The 18,810-nt window shown below is 63.1% G+C and carries 16 protein-coding genes and 1 tRNA gene; 9 read left to right on the forward strand and 8 right to left on the reverse strand.

Going from position 1 to position 18,810, the window contains the following annotated elements:
- Nucleotides 1–193 precede the first annotated feature (193 nt).
- The 5 genes from ACWHXP_RS10580 to ACWHXP_RS10600 all read left to right on the forward strand — a co-directional run bounded on the left by ACWHXP_RS10580 (nt 194) and on the right by ACWHXP_RS10600 (nt 4,976).
- Complete coding sequence (locus ACWHXP_RS10580; RefSeq protein ID WP_489633888.1) at nt 194–1,771, forward strand: YybH family protein; 1,578 nt, start codon at nt 194–196, stop codon at nt 1,769–1,771.
- A 36-nt stretch (nt 1,772–1,807) separates the two neighbouring features.
- Nucleotides 1,808–3,025, forward strand: coding sequence for a L,D-transpeptidase family protein (locus ACWHXP_RS10585; RefSeq protein ID WP_121039411.1), 1,218 nt, complete (start codon nt 1,808–1,810; stop codon nt 3,023–3,025).
- Nucleotides 3,022–3,591, forward strand: coding sequence for a peptidylprolyl isomerase (locus ACWHXP_RS10590; RefSeq protein ID WP_489625273.1), 570 nt, complete (start codon nt 3,022–3,024; stop codon nt 3,589–3,591). Before ACWHXP_RS10585 ends, ACWHXP_RS10590 begins: the two co-directional genes overlap by 4 nt.
- 83 nt (nt 3,592–3,674) lie before the next feature.
- On the forward strand, nt 3,675–4,163 hold the full coding sequence (locus tag ACWHXP_RS10595; protein WP_013233868.1) for a peptidylprolyl isomerase: 489 nt from the start codon (nt 3,675–3,677) through the stop codon (nt 4,161–4,163).
- 30 nt (nt 4,164–4,193) lie between these two features.
- Nucleotides 4,194–4,976 (forward strand): UDP-2,3-diacylglucosamine diphosphatase, encoded by a 783-nt coding sequence (locus ACWHXP_RS10600; RefSeq protein ID WP_288067995.1) that lies wholly within the window; start codon nt 4,194–4,196, stop codon nt 4,974–4,976.
- Nucleotides 4,977–5,058: 82 nt separating this feature from the next.
- On the opposite strand, the gene cysE is transcribed toward ACWHXP_RS10600, so the two are convergent.
- The 3 genes from cysE to rnr form a co-directional block, all read right to left on the reverse strand.
- On the reverse strand, nt 5,059–5,811 hold the full coding sequence (gene cysE / locus ACWHXP_RS10605) for a serine O-acetyltransferase (protein WP_134222057.1): 753 nt from the start codon (nt 5,809–5,811) through the stop codon (nt 5,059–5,061).
- Nucleotides 5,812–5,939: 128 nt separating this feature from the next.
- Nucleotides 5,940–6,677 (reverse strand): 23S rRNA (guanosine(2251)-2'-O)-methyltransferase RlmB, encoded by a 738-nt coding sequence (gene rlmB, locus ACWHXP_RS10610; RefSeq protein ID WP_489625272.1) that lies wholly within the window; start codon nt 6,675–6,677, stop codon nt 5,940–5,942.
- 91 nt (nt 6,678–6,768) lie between these two features.
- Nucleotides 6,769–9,285, reverse strand: coding sequence for a ribonuclease R (gene rnr, locus ACWHXP_RS10615; protein WP_121039393.1), 2,517 nt, complete (start codon nt 9,283–9,285; stop codon nt 6,769–6,771).
- A gap of 221 nt (nt 9,286–9,506) precedes the next feature.
- Between rnr and ACWHXP_RS10620 the strand changes: the two genes are divergently transcribed.
- Nucleotides 9,507–9,591, forward strand: a tRNA-Leu gene (locus ACWHXP_RS10620).
- A gap of 224 nt (nt 9,592–9,815) precedes the next feature.
- On the opposite strand, the gene ACWHXP_RS10625 is transcribed toward ACWHXP_RS10620, so the two are convergent.
- Entirely contained in the window at nt 9,816–11,357 is a 1,542-nt protein-coding gene (locus ACWHXP_RS10625; RefSeq protein ID WP_489625271.1) for a methyl-accepting chemotaxis protein, read from the reverse strand.
- Between the two features lie 242 nt (nt 11,358–11,599).
- Here ACWHXP_RS10625 and ACWHXP_RS10630 point away from each other — a divergent pair, with 242 nt between their 5' ends.
- Nucleotides 11,600–13,093 carry a cryptochrome/photolyase family protein gene (locus ACWHXP_RS10630; RefSeq protein WP_489633887.1) on the forward strand — a complete coding sequence of 498 codons (1,494 nt, stop codon included), beginning with the start codon at nt 11,600–11,602 and terminating at the stop codon, nt 13,091–13,093.
- Between the two features lie 62 nt (nt 13,094–13,155).
- Here the strand turns inward: ACWHXP_RS10630 and ACWHXP_RS10635 are convergent, their stop codons facing one another.
- The 3 genes from ACWHXP_RS10635 to pmbA form a co-directional block, all read right to left on the reverse strand.
- Complete coding sequence (locus ACWHXP_RS10635) at nt 13,156–14,754, reverse strand: MDR family MFS transporter (RefSeq protein ID WP_134222054.1); 1,599 nt, start codon at nt 14,752–14,754, stop codon at nt 13,156–13,158.
- Nucleotides 14,755–14,835: 81 nt separating this feature from the next.
- Nucleotides 14,836–15,327 (reverse strand): GNAT family N-acetyltransferase, encoded by a 492-nt coding sequence (locus tag ACWHXP_RS10640; RefSeq protein ID WP_489625269.1) that lies wholly within the window; start codon nt 15,325–15,327, stop codon nt 14,836–14,838.
- An 80-nt stretch (nt 15,328–15,407) separates the two neighbouring features.
- Complete coding sequence (gene pmbA / locus ACWHXP_RS10645; RefSeq protein WP_034335393.1) at nt 15,408–16,772, reverse strand: metalloprotease PmbA; 1,365 nt, start codon at nt 16,770–16,772, stop codon at nt 15,408–15,410.
- Nucleotides 16,773–16,847: 75 nt separating this feature from the next.
- Here pmbA and yjgA point away from each other — a divergent pair, with 75 nt between their 5' ends.
- Together yjgA and mog are read left to right on the forward strand one after the other, a co-directional pair.
- On the forward strand, nt 16,848–17,453 hold the full coding sequence (yjgA, locus tag ACWHXP_RS10650) for a ribosome biogenesis factor YjgA (RefSeq protein ID WP_034335392.1): 606 nt from the start codon (nt 16,848–16,850) through the stop codon (nt 17,451–17,453).
- Nucleotides 17,443–18,072: a molybdopterin adenylyltransferase gene (gene mog / locus ACWHXP_RS10655; RefSeq protein WP_489625268.1), complete on the forward strand. Its 630-nt coding sequence runs from the start codon at nt 17,443–17,445 to the stop codon at nt 18,070–18,072. Before yjgA ends, mog begins: the two co-directional genes overlap by 11 nt.
- A gap of 44 nt (nt 18,073–18,116) precedes the next feature.
- On the opposite strand, the gene ACWHXP_RS10660 is transcribed toward mog, so the two are convergent.
- Nucleotides 18,117–18,779: a hypothetical protein gene (locus ACWHXP_RS10660; RefSeq protein ID WP_489633886.1), complete on the reverse strand. Its 663-nt coding sequence runs from the start codon at nt 18,777–18,779 to the stop codon at nt 18,117–18,119.
- Between the last annotated feature and the right edge of the window lie 31 nt (nt 18,780–18,810).

Raw genomic sequence — 18,810 nt, forward strand, 5'->3', positions numbered from 1 at the left:
ACGGGTTCATGCACTACCTGGGGCCGGCACCGTGATGAAGCATGGCGCTGGCAGGCCCCTGCCTGGGTTTCATTGTTCTAGCAGCAGTTGCAACATGAACGGGTCACGGTAGCCAAACCTCTTTTTGTCTTACTTGTTTGATATAAAATGCCAGCTTTCTTCGAATTTCTTCGAGTATAGCATCGATAAAACCATGGCCCCAGAATCACAAGAACAGACATCCATTCATGGTTTGCGCGGTTTGATCAGCAAGACTGCCCACAAGACGGCAGTGTTGTCCAGCCTGGTGGCTGCCCTGTTCGGGGTACCCGCCACGCTTGCGCATGCCAGTGAAATGTCTGACATCAACAAGCTGATGCGGGCCGGACAGTATGCCGATGCACTGACCAAGACCGATGCCGTGCTGGCGAAACACCCGCGCGATGCGCAACTGCGTTTCACGAAGGGGCTGATCTTAGCAGAACAAAACCGTTCTGCCGAGGCCATCGCGGTGTTCAGCAAGCTGACCGAAGACTTCCCCGACCTGCCCGAGCCGTACAACAACCTGGCCGTGCTGTATGCAGCCGACGGCCAGTACGACAAGGCGCGCGCGGCGCTGGACATGGCCATGCGCACCAATCCGACCTATGCCACGGCACTGGAAAACCTGGGCGACGTCTATGCCAAGCAGGCCAGCCAGGCTTATGACAAGGCGCTGCAGATCGATCCGGGTGCCAACGTGCCGCAGCCCAAGCTGACCTTGCTGCGCTCGCTCAACGGCAACACCACCGGTGGCACGGTGCCGCGCCTGGCGTCGGCCGCAGCGGCCCAGCGCGACGCCAAGGCCAAGGCCGAAGCGGCAGCGGCCGAACAGCAGGAACGCAATCGTGCCCTGGCGGCCGAGAAACTGGCGCAGCAGGCAGCCGCCGACAAGGCCGAAGCGGAAAAGACAGCCATCTCCAAGGCCACCAGCGAGAAGGAAAAAGCCGCAGCCGACAAGGCGACCGCCGAGAAAGCCGCTGCCGACAAGGCCGCCGCAGACAAGGCTGCCGCCGAGAAGGCAGCAGCAGACCGGGCCGCCGCCGACCGCGCCAAGGCCGAGAAGGCACGCGCCGAGCAACTGGCCGCCGAACAGGCGCGCGCCCAGAAGGCCGCCGCCGACAAGGCTGCCGCCGAGCAGAAGCAGAAGGAACTGCAGGCACAGAAGGACAAGGAACAAGCCGACAAACTGGCCCGCGAACAAGCCGCCCGCGCCGAGAAGGACAAGGCCGCCCAGGCTGCCGCCGAGAAGGCACAAGCCGACAAGCTGGCTGCCGCCGAGAAGGCCAAGGCGGAGAAACTGGCCGCGGCCGAAAAGGCCAAGGCCGAGAAACTGGCCGCTGCCGAGAAGGCCAAGGCCGACAAGGCCCGTGCCGACAAGGAAAAGGCCAAGGCCGAGGCCAGCGCCGAACAGGACAAGGCGGTCGTGCTGGCAGCATTGAATGGCTGGGCCAAGGCCTGGAGCGACAAGGACGTGCGCAGCTACCTGGGCCATTACGCCAGCGACTTCGATACGCCCCGTGGCGCCTCCCGCAAGGAATGGGCCGAAGAGCGCCGCGCCCGCATCGAGGACAAGGGCCGCATCAGTGTCAAGGTCAGCAATGCCACGGTGAGCATCAATGGCAACATCGCGACCGTGCGCTATCGCCAGATATATAATTCGGATCGGCTGACGGTGGACAGCCGCAAGACCCTGATCTTCGTCAAACAGGGCAATCGATGGCTGATCAAACAGGAACGATCGGGAGGGTAATTGGTGGCTAGCGCTTTGCAAGGGCGTCCCGCGCGCATGCTGGGACGCCTGCTGATGTTGTGCCTGGCGGGTCTGCCTGCGATGGGCAGCGAGGCATCCTCTTCTTCCATTCCGCCGCAAGGCAATACGGCCGGCGCACCCGCTGCCAAGCCGGATCCGGAAGCTCTGCTCATTGATATCTACAAGGACCTCGGTGCCAACCGCCTGCGCGAAGCCCAGGCCAAGGCCGACGCCCTGGTGGCGGCCTATCCGACCTTCCGCCTGGGCCATCTGGTGCGCGGCGACCTGCTGCTGATGCATGCCCGCCCGGTGCGCAACTTCGGCGCGATGGCCGATGGACCCGGCGACAAGCTCAAGGAATTGCGCGACGAAGCCATGGTGCGCATCCGTTCCCTGCAGGAAAAACCGGATCCCAAGCTGATCCCCAAGGCCGTGCTGCAAGTCGGCGAGGACCAGAAGAACGTGCTGGTGGTCGATACCACGCGCTCGCGCCTGTACGTCTACGAGAACCAGGGCGGCGAGCTGAAATACATGACCGACTACTACGTCTCGCAAGGCCGCTTCGGTGCCAACAAGACCAAGTCGGGCGACCAGCGCACGCCCATCGGCGTGTATTACGTCAACAACCGTATCCCCGGCCCCAAGCTGCCTGATTTCTATGGCACCGGCGCACTGCCGCTGTCCTATCCCAATGAGTGGGACAAGCGCAATGGCCGCAGCGGCTACGGTATCTGGCTGCACGGCACGCCCTCGGACAACTTCAGCCGCCCGCCCCTGTCCTCGGATGGCTGCGTGGTGCTGGCCAATCCGGACCTGCAGAGCCTGTATTCCACCGCCGAAGTCGGCAAGACCGTGGTGGTGATCAGCCAGCACGTGCAGTTCGTCGACAAGAGCGAGTGGGCCAAACAGCGCGACGCCGCCTCGGCCATGCTGGAGCAATGGGGCCAGTCGCTGGAGAATGCGGATGCCGACAAGGTGCTGGCGTATTACTCTCCCGAATTCCGCTCGGCCCAGGGCGAGAACCTGGCCACCTGGTTCGGCCGCCAGCAGAAGAGCCTGAACGGCGCGCGCTATACCAGTGTCAAACTGCGCGATGTCAGCCTGTTCCGCTATCCCGGCACACCGGAAGACATGATCGTCAGCACTTTCACCCAGGAAAGTGCTGTCGGCAAAAGCAAGAACGCGATCCGCAAGCGCCAGTACTGGGTGCGTGAAGGATCGCAATGGAAAATCATTTACGAAGGCAACGCATGATCCTCTCCCGTCGTCATCTGCTGCGCATGGCTGCAGCACTCTCTCTGTCGGCCACGCTGGCCGCCCCTGCCCTGGCGGCCGACGCCCCGCGCGTACTGCTCAAGACCAGCATGGGCAACATCACCCTGGAACTGAATCCTGAAAAGGCTCCGGTCTCGGTCGACAATTTCCTGAAATACGTCAAGAAGGGCCAGTACAACGGCACCGTCTTCCACCGCGTCATCAACGGCTTCATGATCCAGGGCGGCGGCTACGACCAGAACATGCGCGAGAAGACCACCGACGCGCCCATCAAGAACGAGGCCAATAACGGTTTGAAGAACGAGGTTTATACTGTGGCGATGGCGCGCACGTCGGCACCGCATTCGGCAACGGCCCAGTTCTTCATCAACGTGGCGGACAACCGCTTCCTGAACTACCCCGGCCAGGACGGCTGGGGCTACGCCGTCTTCGGCAAGGTCATCGCTGGCACCGACGTGGTCGACAAGATCAAGCAAGTGCGCACCGGTGCCGGCGACGTGCCGGCCACGCCGGTGGTGATCGAATCGGCCACCCTGGTCAAGTAAGGCCGGCCTGCCGTCACGCAGCCAAGGCGGGCCCAAGTCGCCCGCCGGTTTTTTTTCATTCTCCCTCAAGCAAAGGATTCATCATGGCAGTTCTGCTCACCACCAACCACGGCACGATCAAGATCGAACTGGATGCCGAGAAGGCCCCCAAGACCGTTGAGAACTTCCTGGCCTACGTCAACGCCGGCCATTACAACGGCACCATCTTCCACCGCGTCATCGACGGTTTCATGATTCAGGGCGGCGGCTTCGAACCGGGCATGAAGCAGAAGGAAACCCGCGAGCCGATCGAGAACGAAGCCAAGAACGGCCTCAAGAACGAGCCCTACACCCTGGCCATGGCCCGCACCGCCGCGCCGCACTCGGCCTCGGCGCAGTTCTTCATCAACGTCAAGAACAACAGCTTCCTGGACTACCCGGGCCAGGACGGCTGGGGCTACTGCGTCTTCGGCAAGGTCGTCGAAGGCACTGAAGTGGTCGACAAGATCAAGGGCGTCAAGACCACCCGCGCCGGCATGTTCGCCGACGTGCCTGCAGAAGATGTGGTGATCGAGAAGGCAGAAGTGGTCTGAGCCTGACCCGGACCACTGACTTCACCGACCATGACTGATTTCCAGTTCATGCAGAAAGCGCAACCGACGGTTGCGCTTTTTGTTTCCGACCTCCATTTGCAAGCCGCCCTGCCCCGCACCACCGAGGCTTTTCTGTCCTTCCTGCAGCGCCATGCAGTACAGACGCAGCAACTGTACTTGCTGGGTGACGTGTTCGAGTACTGGGCCGGTGACGACGACCGTACTGCTCCCTACAACCAACTGATTGCTGACGCACTGCGAACTGTACAGGCGCAAGGCGTGCAACTGTACTGGATGGCTGGCAACCGCGATTTCCTGGTCGGACAGGCATTTGCCGATGCCGCCGGGCTGACGCTGCTGGAGGACCCGCACGTCATCACCGCCGCCGGCCGCACGCTGGCGCTGGCCCATGGCGATGCGCAATGCACCGATGACCAGGCCTACATGGCGTTCCGCGCCCAGGTGCGGCAACCGGCTTACCAGCAGCAGTTCCTGTCCATGCCGCTGGCGCAGCGCAAGGCCATCATCGAAGGCATCCGCAAGAACAGCCAGGACGCCAACCAGAGCAAGGACATGGCGATCATGGACGTCAATGCCGGTGCCATCGATGCGCTCTTCGCGCAGACCGGCACCGATGTCCTGATCCACGGCCATACGCACCGCCCTGCCCTGCATCGCCTGGACGGCGGCAAGCTGCGCTATGTACTGCCAGATTGGGAATACGACGTGGAAACGCCGCGTGGCGGCTGGATCAGCCTGACGGCTGACGGTGCGCTGCACCGGCATGATGTGAATGGCGACGAGATCGCCTGATCTCGCCGTACATGCTTCATCGCTGCGGCAGATGCCGTGGCGAGCTACGCAGCCGGTCTGAACCCGGCTGCGCCCCTGCTCCTCAATCGACCAGCCGGTTCAGTTGCGCGGCGTCGAATTGTCCGGCCTCTTCAAGGCGTCGACACCCTATCCCCGCACCCTGCAAGGCGGCCAGCACGGCTTCCAGTTGCTGCTCCTGCGCGGCCACCTGGTTGATGAGTCCGTGCAGCGCCTTGGACAGCGGATCATCGCCATTGGGCATCACGCCATAGGCCGCAAACAGGCGTGCTGCCGCCTGATCACGCGCGGCTGGCGCGACATTGCGCTCGACGATGCGCGCCGGGTTGCCCACGGCGGTGGCGCCGGGCGGCACTTCCTTGGTGACCACCGCATTGGAACCGACCTTGGCCCCGTCCCCGACCGTAAAACCGCCCAGCACCTTGGCCCCGGCACCGATGATGACGCCGCGCCCCAGTGTCGGATGGCGCTTGGCTCCCTTGGCCAGCGAAGTGCCGCCCAGGGTCACGCCCTGGTAGATGGTGGAATCGTCACCGACGATGGCGGTCTCGCCAATCACCACCCCCATGCCGTGATCGATGAAGACACGGCGGCCGATGGTGGCACCGGGATGGATCTCGATGCCAGTGAGGGTGCGGCCGAGCTGCGAGATGAAGCGTCCCAGCCACTTCATCTCGGCCTTCCAGCAAGCCTGGGCCCAGCGATGCAGGATCACCGCATGCAGGCCCGGATAACAGGTCAGCACCTCCCAGCTGTTGCGCGCGGCGGGGTCGCGCTCACGGATGCTGGCGATGTCTTCTCTGAGTCGGCTGAACATGGTGTGTTTCCTGAAACGTTGAATGAAAACTGCTACTGAAGTGAAATTGAAGTGATCCAACAATGGAACGGCAAAAAAAAATCGCCGGACGCGAAGTCCGGCGATGATGTCATGCGGGATGACCGGACTTACTTGGGCAAGCGCTGGCGTCGCGCCTCGTACAGACAGACGCCGGAAGCCACGGAGACGTTGAGACTCTCGACCGATCCGAACATGGGGATGTTGACCAGCACGTCGCAGGTCTCGCGGGTGAGGCGGCGCATGCCTTCGCCTTCGGAGCCCATCACCAGTGCCGTGGGACCGCTGAAGTCACCTTCGTAGAGGCCCTTCTCGGCATCATCGGAGGTGCCGATGATCCACACGCCGCGTTCCTTCAGGTCGCGCATGGTGCGGGCCAGGTTGGTGACGGTGATGTAGGGCACGGTATCGGACGCACCGCTGGAGACCTTCATGGCCGTGGCATTCAAGCCCACGGCGCGATCCTTGGGGGCGATCACGGCATGCGCGCCGGCACCGTCGGCCACGCGCAGGCAGGCGCCCAGGTTGTGCGGATCGGTGATGCCGTCGAGGATCAACAGCAGCGGCGGACCGACCACGGCATCCAGCAGTTCATCGAGGGTGCGCGCCAGCGACAGCGCGGCGGCCTTGGCCACCACGCCCTGGTGACGGCGCGTGCCGACCATGGCCCCGAGGCGCTGGTCGTCGGCCTGGATGATGCGCACATTGGCTTCCTTGGCGGCATGCAGCAAATCCAGCATGCGGCGGTCGCGGCGCTCGGCATCCACGTAAATCTCTTCCACCGAGGAAGCCTCGTGGCGGATGCGGGAGGTCACGGCATGGAAGCCGAAAATCATTTTGCTCTTCATAGATCCTGCTTGTGTCTTTCGTCTTGCTCGGGGCAACTGCCCCGCGTTCCATCAAACCCGGCCTGCGCATCGCGCAGGTCCGGGGACATGCTCATCGCTTCTTCTTGCCCTTGGTGTAGCCCTTGGATGCAGCGCGCTTGCGGTCAGCTTCGCCGGGGCGTGCCGTGGCGGTGCGCGCGGCACCGGCCTTGGCCTTGGCGCCACCCTTGGGCTTGCTGCCCGCTGCAGCGGCAGCTGGCTTGGCCGCCCCCCTCTTGCCACGGGCTGCCGGCTGAGCTTCATCGGCACTCTGCCTGCCGCCACCGGACTTGCCGCGCGCGGCGTTTTCAGCGCGCTTGGCTTCGTTCTTGATGAGGGTACGGATGCCCGGCTCGTTGACCAGTGCCAGGTCGATCTTGCGTGCATCCAGGTCCACGCGGCTGACCTGCACGGTGACGCGGTCGGTCAGCTGGTAGCGGATGCCGGTACGTTCGCCGCGCAGTTCGTGGCGCGCTTCGTCGTACTGGAAGTAATCCGCACCCAGTTCGGTGACGTGCACCAAACCTTCGATGTAGAGCGCATCCAGTTGGACGAAGATGCCGAAGGTGGCCACGCCGGCGATGGTGCCGGTGAATTCCTCGCCCAGCTTGTCGCGGATGAAGTAGCACTTGAGCCAGGCTTCCACATCGCGCGAAGCCTCATCGGCACGGCGCTCATTGGCCGAACAGTGCAGGCCCAGCGCTTCCCAGATCGCCAGTGCGCTCTCGCCGCGCGGCTTCTTGCCGGCCGCCTTGTCGGTGGCACGCTGCAGTGCCTGCGCCTTGCGGGCGGCGGGCGAGATCGAGGTGTTCAGCGCAGTGCTGTCGATACCCTTGGGCTCGTAACGCTTGCCTTGCAGCACGGCCTTGATGGCACGGTGCGTCAGCAGGTCGGGATAGCGGCGGATCGGGCTGGTGAAGTGCGCATAGGATTCATAGGACAGGCCGAAGTGACCGATGTTGTCCGGGCTGTAGACCGCCTGCTGCATCGAGCGCAGCAGCATGGTCTGGATCAGCACCGCATCGGGACGTGCCTTGACCTTGGGCATGAGCTCGGCGTAATCGGAGGCGCTGGGGGTGTCGCCACCACCCAGGGTCAGGCCGATCTGCTTGAGGAAGGTGCGCAGCTGCGTCAGCTTTTCCTTGGTCGGACCGGCGTGGATGCGGTACAGCGCCGGGTGATCGTGGCGCTTCAGCAGGTCGGCCGCGCAGACGTTGGCGGCCAGCATGCATTCCTCGATCAGGCGGTGCGCGTCGTTGCGGGTGCGCGGCAGGATCTTCTCGATCTTGCCGGCAGCGTTGCAGACGATGTAGGTCTCGGTGGTCTCGAAGTCGATCGCACCGCGCGCCTGGCGTGCCGTCAGCAGCGCCTGGAAGACTTCGTACAGATGCGTCAGGTGCGGCACCAGGCCGATGCGGCGCGCTGCTTCCGGGCCCTTGGTATTGGCCAGGATCGAGGCCACTTCGGTATAGGTCAGGCGAGCTGCGGAGTGGATCACGGCCGGATAGAACTGGTAGGCCTTGATCTCGCCCTTGGCGGTGATGACGGCATCGCACACCAGGGTCAGGCGGTCCACGTCCGGGTTCAGCGAGCACAGGCCGTTGGAGAGCTTTTCCGGCAGCATCGGGATCACCCGGCGCGGGAAATACACCGAGGTGCTGCGCTCCAGCGCGTCCACGTCCAAGGCGTCGTTGGGCTTGACGTAGTGGCTCACGTCGGCAATGGCGACGATCAGGCGATAGCCCTTGGTGCGGCCGATCTTGACCGGTTCGCAGTAGACCGCGTCATCGAAGTCGCGCGCGTCTTCACCATCGATGGTGACCAGCGGCACGTCACGCAGGTCGACGCGGTCCTTGAGGTCGGCCGCCTTGACTTCGCTGGGCAGCTTGGAAGCCAGCTTCTTGGCGGCTTCCGAGAATTCGTGCGGCACGCCGTACTTGCGCACGGCGATTTCGATTTCCATGCCGGGGTCGTCGATATCGCCCAGGATCTCGACGATCTTGCCCACGGGTTGCGTGTAGCGGGAAGGATGTTCGGTCAGCTCCACGCTGACCACCTGCCCTGCCTTGGCCTTGCCCGGGGGGCCGGCCAGCAGCACGTCGTGGCCGATGCGCTTGTCTTCGGGGGCGACCACCCAGACGCCGTTCTCATTGAGCAGACGGCCGATCACGTGGGTATTGGCGCGTTCCACCACTTCGACGATGGTGCCTTCCGGACGGCCACGGCGGTCGGTGCCAGTGATGCGGGCCTGTACGCGGTCGCCGTGCATGACCTTCTGCATTTCCTTCTCGGGCAGGAACAGGTCATCAGCCCCTTCATCGGGCAGCAGGAAACCGAAGCCATCGCGATGGGCGGAGACGCGGCCCAGGATGAAGTCGGGCGAGTGGGTCAGCTTGTAGTTGCCGGCGCGATCCGGCTTGATCTGGCCGTCGCGTTCCATGGCGTTGAGGCGGCGCGTCAGGCCGTCCATTTCTTCCGGCTTGACGCCGAGCGCGGCGGCCAGGGCGGCAGCGTTTTGCGCGCCCGAGGAAGTACGCAGGATGCCGAGGATCTCTTCCCGGCTGGGAATGGAATAGGGGAATTGGCTCAAAAGTTTCGTTTCGCGCAATTGTTATAAATGCCAAGGCGAAGCTCGCCCAGGCGGACGGATGTGCCTAGTGTAACGGAGTTGCGGCCATTTACCTAACCGCAATACGGGGGTAAAACAGGGGTGAAGCATCGTATTGCAACGAAAATGATGCCATGGAAGCGAAAAATTTGTTGACAGCGCTTTTAGACCGTCTATAATCACGGTCTTCGCTTTACAGCGCAGCCCACGTGGCGGAATTGGTAGACGCGCATGGTTCAGGTCCATGTGCCGCGAGGTGTGGGGGTTCGAGTCCCTCCGTGGGCACCAAACAAAAAAGGTCGATTGATGAAAATCAATCGGCCTTTTGCGTTTTGGGGGCCACGAGCAAAGCGCCTGCGCGCTTTGCGGGAGGGACGGGGTCGCGGGACGTGACCGAGGTCTGCCGTGGGCACCAAACAAAAAAGGCCGAATGATGAAAATCATTTAGCCTTTTTTGTTTTTTGGCTTCAAGAAAAATAGGGGCAAGACATCATCGCCTCCCCTCTATTTTCTTACCCCCTCAAACGGAACACGCTCACGGTCTCGCTCAGCCCTGCTGCCTGCTCCTGCATCTGCCGCGCCGCCGCAGCCGCCTGTTCCACCAGCGCCGCATTCTGCTGGGTCGCTTCATCCATCAGGTTGATGGCCTGGTTGACCTGTTCGATCCCGTCACTCTGCTCCTGCGACGCCGAGGTGATTTCGGCCACGATGTCGGTCACGCGGCGCACGCTGGCCACCACCTCTTCCATCGTCGTACCGGCCTGCTCGACCAGCCTGCTGCCCGCCTCCACCTTGCCCACCGAGTCGCCGATGAGTTCCTTAATCTCCTTGGCCGCGCTGGCAGAGCGCTGCGCCAGAGTGCGCACTTCGGAGGCGACCACTGCAAAGCCCCGCCCTTGCTCACCCGCACGCGCGGCTTCCACGGCGGCGTTGAGCGCGAGGATATTGGTCTGGAAGGCGATGCCATCGATGACGGCAATGATGTCCACGATCTTGCGCGAGGAATCATTGATCGAGCCCATCGTGGCCACCACTTCCGAGACCACCGAACCGCCCTGCACCGCCACCTCCGATGCCGACACCGCCAGCTGATTGGCCTGGCGTGCGTTGTCGGCGTTCTGCTTCACGGTCGAGGTCAGTTCTTCCATCGCCGACGCGGTCTCTTCCAGCGAGCTGGCCTGCTGCTCGGTGCGATTGGACAGGTCCAGGTTGCCATCGGCGATCTCGCTGGAGGCGGTGGCGATGGTATCCGTACCCTGGCGTACACGGGTGACGATGCCCACCAGGTTGTCATTCATTTCCTTGAGTGCGCGCATGAGCTGGCCGGTTTCGTCCAGGCTGCGCACCTCGATCTGGTTGTCCAGGTGGCCGTTGGCCACACGGCTGGCCACGTTGACCGCCTGGTGCAGCGGTGCCGTGATCGACCGGGTGATGGCCCATGCCAGCGCCACGCCCAGCAGCAGTGCCACTGCGCCCAGCACGATCATGAGCGTGCGCGCATTGCGGAAGAGACTGTCAATTTCCGCAGTCTGGTTCTTGATGCGGTCGGACTGCATCACGGCCAGCTTGTCGATGGCGGCCAGATAGACGCGCGTACTCGGCAGCAGCTGCTCGTCCACTGCCTTGCGAGCACCCTCTTCGTTGCCCGCCTCCTTTTCCTTGAAGACCTGCGCATTGGCCGCCAACACCACCTTCCGGCGTTCGTTGATCTCGGCCAGGGCAGCGCGCCCGGCGTCATCGGTGATCAGCTCTTCCATGCGCTTGACCAGCTCATTGTTCTTGCTGATGGTGGCGCCGATCTCCTGCTTGTAGAACTTCTGCTGTTCGACATCCGGATTCTTGGCGGCCGCCACGATGCGGCCGACGTTGAGTTCGATGGAGCGATAGAAGGTAACGACCAGCCTCTCCTTGACCAGCGCATCATTGACCATCGTGTCATTGAGGCTCCCCACCGCCTGCAGCCGCCCCACGCCAATGGCGGCAATCACCAGCATCAAACCCAGAATCGCGGCAAAACCCAGCCCCAGCCGGGTGCCGATCGTCATCTTCTTCATTGTTTCCCCATCTCCCATTGCACGAGACGCATGCGGATCGCAGCGCCCTCCCTCGTTCTCCGCATCGTATGCGGATGCGTCATTATCGGCCAGACGATAGCCCCCTTGAGATGCGACGGGTCAAATCGATGAAAATCTTTTATCATTCACACGAACGCTACCAATCAGTAGCCACCGCCGGAATGTGATCCCGCTGGCCCCACGGGGCGAAGACCAACCCATTGAAGAAGAACACCAACGCAATGCCCCAATTCGACAAGTCCCTGGTCTGGTTCCGCCGTGACCTGCGCCACACCGATCATGCCGCCCTTTACTACGCACTCTCGCAGAGCCAGTCCGTGTGGTGCGTGTTCGTCTTCGATACCGACATTCTCGATGCGCTCAAAGCCGAGGGTGTCGAGCAGGATCGCCGCGTTGATTTCCTGCTGGCCAGCGTGGCCGAACTGGACGAGGCGCTGCGCAAGGCGGGCGGCGGGCTGATCGTGCTGCACGGAGCGGCCGCCAGGTGCATTCCGGAACTGGCTGCCGAACTGGCGGTGCAGGCGGTCTTCGTCAACACCGACTACGAGCCCGCCGCAGTGGAACGCGATGCGGCAGTCGACAAGGCCCTGAAAAAACATGGCGCGCAATTGCTGAGCTACAAGGACCAGGTGATCTTTGAAAAGGATGAGGTGCTGACCCAGTCCGCCAAGCCCTTCTCCGTTTTCACCCCTTACAAGAATGCGTGGATGGCCAAGCTGGCCGCCGCCGGTGGCGACTTCTATCTCAAACCCTATCCGGTCGAGAACTACTTCAAGGCACTGGCCAAACCGCCGGGCAAGGCGCACCACGGATTGCCTTCGCACAAGGCACTGGGCTTCCACCCCAGCAATTTGCAGGAACTGAAGATTCCTACCGGCATGTCCGGTGCCCAGGCCCTGCTGGAGGACTTCCTGGGCCGCATCGGTGCCTACGGCACGGCGCGCGATTTTCCGGCAGTGAAGGGTCCGTCCTATCTGTCGATCCACCTGCGCTTCGGCACGGTCTCCATCCGCACGCTCGCGCGGGCTGCGATGCAGGCCATGCATGCGGGCCAAGGCGCGGCCGGTGCGGCGGTGTGGCTGTCGGAACTGACCTGGCGCGATTTCTATTTCATGATCCTGCACCACCATCCGCGCGTGACCGCCAAGGCTTTCAAGCCCGAGTACGATACGATCAAATGGGAGCACGGCAAGCATGCCGAAGAGCTGTTCGCCGCCTGGTGCGAGGGACGCACCGGCTATCCGCTGGTGGATGCGGCCATGGCCCAGATCAACCAGACCGGCTACATGCACAACCGCCTGCGCATGGTGGTGGCCAGTTTCCTCACCAAGGACCTGGGCATCGACTGGCGCTGGGGTGAGAAATATTTCGCGATCCATCTCAACGACTTCGACCTCTCGGCCAACAATGGCGGCTGGCAGTGGGCATCGTCTTCAGGCTGTGATGCGCAGCCCTACTTCCGCATCTTCAATCCGGTCACGCAATCGGAGAAGTTTGATCCGGACGGCAAGTTCATCCGCCGCTATCTGCCGCAACTGGCCAAGCTTTCCGACAAGCGCATCCATGCGCCGTGGACGGCCACACCCGATGAGCGCATGTCGGCCGGCGTGACGCTGGGGACGAACTATCCGCGCCCTATCGTCGACCATGCCGAGGCGCGTGAACGCACGCTGGAACGCTATGCGGTGGTGAAGAAGACGGAGAAGACCGAATAAGCGCACGCTCCGCATCAAGAAAAAACGGACCCACGGGTCCGTTTTTGCATGCGGCCAGCCGCTTATTCCGACATCACCGGCTCCACCTTCTTGTCCTGGTCAAAGCGGATCGGCGGCACGCGCCTTACCATCCACAACCCCACCAGCGCGGCCACGATGGCAATGGCGATGCCCATGTGAATGGCCCCGACCAGCGCCTCGCGCGCCGCTTCCAGCAAGGCCGAACCGTCATGCCCGGCCTGCATCAGCTGGGCCAGCAGCACCGACTGGATGTCATGATTGACCAGCACTTCGGGATCGCTGAAGTCCTTGAGCCACTGCGCCGCGTGATCTCCTTCCAGGGCCTTCTGCACGCCTGCGCCATACATCTGGCTCACCAGCGTGCCGGTGATGGCCGTGCCCAGCATGCCCCCGATCATGCGCAAGGACTGCAGCAAGGCGGTAGCGATACCCAGGTGCTCGCGTGCAGCGGCCTGCTGCGCAAATACGGTGAGATTGGGCAAGACCAGTCCCAGCCCGAAACCACCGGCCAGCATCACTGTCAGCAAAAAACCATTGCCGGTGGTGCGATCACACAGCACCACGCCGAGACAGGAAGCAGCAATCAGCGCAAAGCCCAGGTTCATCATCAGGTTGGGGTTGGGAATGCGCGTGATGATGCGGCCATTGACGATGCTGGCCACGGTAATACAGGCCACCAGCGGCGTGATGAGCAGCCCCGCTTCACGCGGGCTCAACCCGAATCCGCCCTGGAACAGCAACGGCGCATACATCAGCAGCGAGAACATGGCAAAGCCCGCCAGCACCGACAAGACGAACAGGCTGGCCAGCGCCTTGTCGCGCATCATCTCGAAGGGCAGGATGGGCTGCGCGGCGCGCTGCTCCCACTTCCACAAGGCGTAGAAGGCCGCCACCGACACGGCCAGCAAGACCATCATGCCGACCGTGATGCCGCGCTTGGGCAGCAGTTCCACCAGCAATTGCAGGCTGCCCAGCGACAGTGAAATCAGCAGCGCGCCCGGCCAGTCCAGCCGCATCTTGCCGGCGTGTTGCATGTGGCGGATATGCGGCACGAAGCGCCAGACGAAATACAGCGACAGCACGCCGATGGGCAGGTTGCAATAGAACACCCAGCGCCAGCCCAGCCCTTGCGTGAGGAAGCCGCCCAGCGATGGACCGACAGCCGTGGCAATGCCGAAGGAGGCCGACAGGATGATCTGCCAGCGCAGCCGCACGCGCGGATCCGGAAACAGGTCAGCGATGGAAGCGAAACAGGTGCCCACCAGCATGCCCCCACCGATGCCCTGCAGCCCGCGCGCAAGCACCAGGAACAGCATGCTGTTGGCCATGCCGCACAAGGCGGAAGCGCCGACGAACACGACGATGGACGCAATCACGAACGGCTTGCGCCCGAAGTAATCGCCGAGCCGTCCGAAGATGGGCACGGTAATGACCGAGGTCAGCAGATAGGCCGTGGCGACCCAGGCATAGAGATCGAAGCCCTTCAGTTCAGCCACGATGGTCGGCAGGGCGGTGCCGACGATGGTCTGGTCCAAGGCCACCAGCATGATGACGAAGCAGATGCCCAGCGTGGCCAGCAGGGATTCGCGGAACGGCAGGACTTGGCCGCTGGAGTGGGCGGCGTCGGTGTGTAGGGCCATGTGCGGAGGATGAATGTCCGAAGTTGCGCGTGTGCGCCAATCCGCCATTCTAGCGCCGCATGGCATGGCTTGCCCTGCGCGCTACAGCAGCAGTTCGTAACGCTGCTCGTTGAGCTTGACGCCCCAATGCGAGCCGATGCGCTGCTCGGCCAGCACGAATCCGTGACGCTGGTACAGGTTGTGCGCGGCGTGCAAACCTTCGAAGGTCCAGAGGTAGATCGAGGGAAAATCACACTCCGCGCAGAAACGGATGGCCTCGGTCAGCAGGGCATCGCCCACGCCGCGCCCACGCAGTTTTTCGGAAGAGATGAACCAGCGCAGCCACGCGCCCTGCTGCTGCGCATGCTGGCCGTCGATGGTCAGCGAACCTTCGACACGGCCATGCACGGTGGCAGTCCAGAAGCCGTCGCGGCTGTCGTCGTAGCGGCTCATGAAAGCCGCCAGTTCGGTGGCGATGCGGGCTTCGAAATACACGCCGAAGCTCCAGTTTTCGGTGTAATACGCGGCGTGCAGCTCGGCTACACGCCCGATGGCGCCTGGCAGATAGCCGCGCCGGATGTGGATGTCGTCCATGGCTTGCCTCCCCAAGATGGGCGGCGCTGGCCGTGGCACCACCCGGCTCGCCAGCGGCGGCCGGGTGGCGTGCTGCACGATCAGTCGCCAGCGATGGTCATGTTTTCCAGCAGGATGGAACCCGTTTCCTTGGTGCCGCGAATGAGCGTGTCGTTACCCACGGCCACGATCTGGCGCAGCATGTCCTTCATGTTGCCGGCGATGGTGATTTCTTCCACCGGATACTGGATCACGCCATTCTCGACCCAATAACCCGAGGCTCCACGCGAATAATCGCCCGTCACGTAGTTCACACCCTGCCCCATCAGCTCGGTCACCAGGAGGCCGGTGCCCATCTTCTTCAGCATGCCCTTGAAGGTATCGGCCTTGGTGGTCAGGTCCGAGCGCAGCGTCAGGTTGTGCGAGCCGCCGGAGTTGCCGGTGGTCTGCATGCCCAGCTTGCGGGCAGAATACGTCGACAGGAAGTAGCCCTGCACCACGCCATCCTTGATCACCTCGCGCTTGACGGTGCGCACGCCTTCTTCATCGAAGGGCGCGGAACCCACACCGCCGACCACGTGCGGATCTTCCAGGATCTGGATGTGCTCGGGGAAAACCTGCTGACCCAGCGAATCGAGCAGGAAGGTCGACTTGCGATACAGCGCACCGCCCGACACCGCTTGTACAAAGGCCCCCAGCAGACCCGCTGCGAGCGGCGCTTCGAACAGCACCGGGCATTTGCGGGTCGTGAGCTTGCGCGCGTTCAGGCGGGCCAGCGCACGTTCGGCAGCGTAGCGGCCGATGGCTTCGGGCTTGGCGAGTTTCTTCGGATCGCGTTTGGACGAATACCAGTCATCGCGCTGCATGCCCGCGCCCTTGCCGGCGATGGGCGCGACCGAGATGGTGTGGCGCGAGAACGGATAGCCGCCCATGAAACCACGGCTGTTGGCCGCGATGAAATGCGAGTGCTGCACGTAGACGCCAGCGCCTTCGCTGTTGGTAATGCGCGGGTCGGTCTCGAGGGCTGCGGTTTCGCAGCGTTGGGCCAGCGCCACAGCTTCTTCGGCGGAAATATTCCACGGCGAAAACAGTTTCAGGTCGCGCGGGGCCATTTCCAGCATCTCGGCGTCGGGCAGGCCGGCGCAGTCATCGATGGCGGTGAAGCGTGCGATGTTGTAGGCGGCCTCGACCGTTTCCTTCAATGCCTGCTGCGAGAAATCCGAGGTGCTGGCATTGCCGCGCCGCACCTGGCGGCCTTCTCCGAGGAACACGGTCACGCCGATGCCCTTGTCCTTGTTCTGCTCGATGGTCTCGATCTTGCCCTTGCGCACCGCTACCGACAGGCCGCTGCCCTCGCTGATGTCGACGGCGGCGTCCGAGGCGCCCTTGTCCCGGGCATAACGCAGGACATCCTGCGCCAACTGCTTCAACTGGTCCTGACTGTGCGTGAATGGGGTATCGCTCATGAGCCTGTTTTCTCTGAAATGCGGGTAAAACGGTTATCATAGCAGCCGTTAAGCTTTATTTCTCGAAGTCACGATATGCCCAATGCCAATCGCGGTGCTGTCGGATTCCAATCCAGCGAATTCGAACAGGAATACGACCGCCCCTCCAAGTCCCAGCTCAAGCGCGAGATGGATGCCCTGCAAAAGCTCGGCGAATCGCTGGTCAATGAACCGCGCGACCGCGTCAAGCGCGTCCCCATGCCCGAAGACGTGCGCGATGCCATCCTCGAATGCCAGCAGATCAAGGACCACGAAGGCCGCCGTCGCCAGATGCAGTACGTGGGCAAGAAGATGCGCACGCTGGAAGCCGACGAGATCGCCATCATCCAGAAGACCATCGACAGCTGGCACGGTGCCTCCAAGGCCGAAACCGCCGCCATGCACGCCCTCGAACGCCGCCGCGAAAAGCTGCTGGCCGATGACCAGGCGCTGACCGAACTGCTGAACCGCCATCCCGACGTCGACGTGCAGCACATGCGCACGCTGATCCGCAATGCCCGCAAGGAGCAGGCGGAAAACAAGCCGCCCAAGGCTTACCGCGAAATCTTCCAGATCCTCAAGCAATTGCAGGCGCAGGCTGCACGCGCCAAAAGCGAAGCCGCCGAGGACGAGGCGGACGAGCAGGATGACGATGAGCGTTGAGGCTGTAACGACGATCGCCCGTGAGGTGCTGCGGGTCGGACTGGTCTCCATCTCCGACCGCGCCTCCGGTGGCGTCTACCAGGACCAGGGCATCCCGGCCCTGCAGGAATGGCTCAGCAAAGCGCTCACCAGCGCCTTTGAAGTCGAGACGCGACTGATCCCCGATGAACGCGCACAGATCGAACAGACCCTGGTGGAACTGGTCGATGTAGCCCGTTGCGACCTGGTGCTGACCACGGGCGGCACCGGTCCGTCGCGCCGCGATGTCACGCCCGAAGCCACGCTGGCCATCGGCACCAAGGAAATGCCCGGCTTTGGCGAACAGATGCGCCAGATCAGCCTGCAGTTCGTGCCGACCGCGATTCTCTCGCGCCAGGTCGCCGTGATTCGCGAGACCGACGGCCATGCCGCGCTGGTACTGAATCTGCCCGGCCAGCCCAAGTCCATCCGCGAAACACTGGAAGGATTGAAGGACCAGGACGGCAAGGTCAAGGTGCCCGGCATCTTTGCCGCCATCCCCTACTGCATCGACCTCATCGGAGGTCCTTACATCGACACCGATGAGAGCGTCTGCAAGGCCTTCCGTCCCAAGTCGGCCATCCGGCCCGCCAGCAAGTAACAGCACCTCAGCGGCCCGCACCACGATGCGGGCCTGCCCTCCCCTCAGTTCGGACACTTCCCCTCATCCGGCCCGCCGCACAGCGCGGCCGCATTCAGCAGATCCAGGTATTGTTGCAGCGCTGCCGGCGAGATCCGGTAGGGATACTGCTTGATGGCGTTTTCAGTCGGCGGACGCCAGCTGAACTGCACCACGAACAGTTGCTGCTTGCCCTGATACACCGCCAGTACAGTTCCCTCGCCATAGGGCGCAACTGGCCCGGTACGGTCGCAGAAGCCGCCGCTGACAGAGACCGGAATATTGTTGGTGCTGCCATCCTTCTGCGCCATCGCCACGAAGCGGCCCGGGCAATTGCGCTGGGCTCCCTGCATCACTTCAGTCAAGGCCACCTGTGCCACGGTCAGGTTGCGCGCCTGGATGTTGGCGACCAGTCCGGCATCGGGATAGCCCCGACGCTGCACGCCCATGTAGCCCTCGCGCCAGGAGTCATGCGCTTCGTTGGGCGGCAGGAAATCGACCACGTAATTGCCCTCCGGATCGCCGTCCATGTAGGCCAGCCGCCAGCCCGGCGGGGGCGAGATCATCAGGTTTTCGCCGCGCGGCTGGAACAATCGGCCTTCGGCTTCGGCATGACCGGCCAGGGGTGCCACGGCCAGTACGGAGGCCAGCAGCGGGGCCAGCAGGCGATGCGATGGGATGCACTTCATGGGTTTTCCTTTTGCAGCGCCGCCATCGCGG

Source organism: Herbaspirillum sp. Her2, from assembly GCF_057961375.1.